The organism is Acidisphaera rubrifaciens HS-AP3, from assembly GCF_000964365.1.
GTDB lineage: Bacteria > Pseudomonadota > Alphaproteobacteria > Acetobacterales > Acetobacteraceae > Acidisphaera > Acidisphaera rubrifaciens.
The window spans coordinates 1-1860 of the sequence record NZ_BANB01000703.1 but is presented as its reverse complement, the minus strand read 5'-3'; the positions used below and the strand labels follow the sequence as shown (position 1 = coordinate 1860).

4 protein-coding genes are annotated in these 1860 nt (G+C 72.0%); 2 read left to right on the top strand and 2 right to left on the bottom strand.

What is annotated here, in order from left to right; genetic code table 11:
* The first annotated feature begins 93 nt into the window (after positions 1 to 93).
* Positions 94 to 438 (top strand): HesB/IscA family protein, encoded by a 345-nt coding sequence (locus tag B8460_RS16640; protein ID WP_048862736.1) that lies wholly within the window; start codon positions 94 to 96, stop codon positions 436 to 438.
* Between the two features lie 10 nt (positions 439 to 448).
* Positions 449 to 1219 (top strand): exodeoxyribonuclease III, encoded by a 771-nt coding sequence (locus tag B8460_RS16635; protein WP_048862735.1) that lies wholly within the window; start codon positions 449 to 451, stop codon positions 1217 to 1219.
* Positions 1220 to 1247: 28 nt separating this feature from the next.
* Here the strand turns inward: B8460_RS16635 and B8460_RS16630 are convergent, their stop codons facing one another.
* Together B8460_RS16630 and B8460_RS16625 are read right to left on the bottom strand one after the other, a co-directional pair.
* On the bottom strand, positions 1248 to 1538 hold the full coding sequence (locus tag B8460_RS16630; RefSeq protein ID WP_084623796.1) for a YXWGXW repeat-containing protein: 291 nt from the start codon (positions 1536 to 1538) through the stop codon (positions 1248 to 1250).
* An 88-nt stretch (positions 1539 to 1626) separates the two neighbouring features.
* A partial coding sequence (locus B8460_RS16625; RefSeq protein WP_048862733.1) for a hypothetical protein occupies positions 1627 to 1860 on the bottom strand: 234 nt, incomplete at its 5' end.

Sequence of the window (1860 nt, the reverse complement as noted above, 5' to 3'; positions counted from 1 at the left end):
CGGGCGGCGCCGCCGCGTGCGCGGTCGACCACCGGCCCGGTCGCCCCTCGGGCGCCGCTTCAAAACCGCCTCCGTCCCGCCTATGTTGGGGACATGAGCACGTCCTTTGCCGTCAGCCCCCGCGCCGCCGCCCGCATCGCCGAGATCGCCGCCGCCGAAGCCGCGCAGGCCGGGCCGCATCCCGCGCTGCGCGTGCAGGTGCTGGCCGGCGGGTGCAGCGGGTTCCAGTACCGCTTCGAGCTGGATGCCGCCGCGCAGCCGGACGACGTGGTGATCGAGCAGGGTCCGGCCCGCGTGGTCGTCGACCCGGCCAGCCTCGATCTGCTCAGCGGCGCCGAGCTTGACTACCAGGACAAGCTGATGGGCGCGCATTTCGCGATCCGCAACCCCAACGCCACCGCCTCCTGCGGCTGCGGGTCCAGCTTCGCGATCGACTAGCCCGGCGCCGATGCGCCTCGCCACCTGGAACGTCAATTCGATCCGCCAGCGCGCGGGACACGTCCACCGGTGGCTGGCGCGCAACCAGCCCGACCTGCTGTTCCTGCAGGAGATCAAGTGCGAGACCGATGCCTTCCCGGGCGCCGGCTTCGCCGATCTCGGCTACCGGGCACATGCCGTGGGGCAGAAGGCCTATAACGGTGTCGCCGTCCTCGCGCGCGTGCCTTTCACGGTCCGCGAGGAAGCACTTCCCGGCCGGCCCGAGGGCGATGCGCAGGCACGCTATGTCGAGGTCGAGGCCGGCGGACTCGTGGCGGGCGGCCTCTATTTGCCCAACGGAAACTCGGGCGGTGACGACGGCTATGCCTACAAGCTCGCCTGGATGGATGCCCTCGCCGCGCATGCCGGGCGGCTGCTGGACCTGGACACGCCGCTCGCCCTGCTGGGCGACTACAATGTCTGCCCGACGGACGCCGATTTCGCGCCCGGCGCGCTCGGCCCGGACGACGCGCTGGTGCGCGGCCCCAGTCGCGCGCGGTTCCGACGGCTGATCCATGCGGGGATGACGGACGCGGTGCGGGCGCTGCATCCCGATGCCACCGTCTACACGTTCTGGGACTATCAGGGCGGCGCCTGGCAGCGCGACCTCGGCCTGCGCATCGACCATGCGCTGCTCGCGCCGGACCTTGCCGAGCGGCTGCTCTCGGCCGCGCCCGACCGGGCGGAACGCGCCGAGGCGCAGCCCTCCGACCACGTGCCCGTGATCGTCGAGCTGCGCTGACGGCGAATTGTCGGCCCCGGTGTGGCCGTCAGATCCAGTGCGCGGGCACCCAGTGCCACTGACCGTAGGGACCCCGCGCCCAGTGTCCCGGTACCCAGCGATTCGCGACCGGCGGACGCGCGATATAGTGGCCGGGGACCCACACGTAGCGCACGCCGTTCCAGTTCCAGTGGCCGGGACGCCAGATCATCCGGCCGGGCGGCGGCGGCGGTGGCGGCGGCTCAAAGCGGGGCGGCGGCGGTGGGGCATAGGGCTGCGCCACCGCGATGCCGCCGCCCAGGCCGAGCAGGCAGACCAATGCGAGGAGAACACTCCGCATCCTCGAGACACTCCCAAAAAAGATCGTCGGTCATTGTTGGCAGTCCGGAATGGCGCCAAGGCGCGGCCGACGCAAGCGGGCGTATGTTTCAGCGCGTGTGAGAAAGTCTCGCCAGGAACACCGCCCGGGCGGCGTGCGACAGCCACAGATGCAGGGCGCGCAGGCGGTCCATCCCGACGAGCAGGTCGAACCCGGTTGCCGGGAGCCGTCCTACCCAGACAGGACCGGCGCCAAGCGCGAGCGCGCCGCCGTCGCGCGTCGTGACCGCCAGCGGCCCGGCATCGGTCAGACGCAGGTTCACCGACGCCGGCCCCACCCCTTG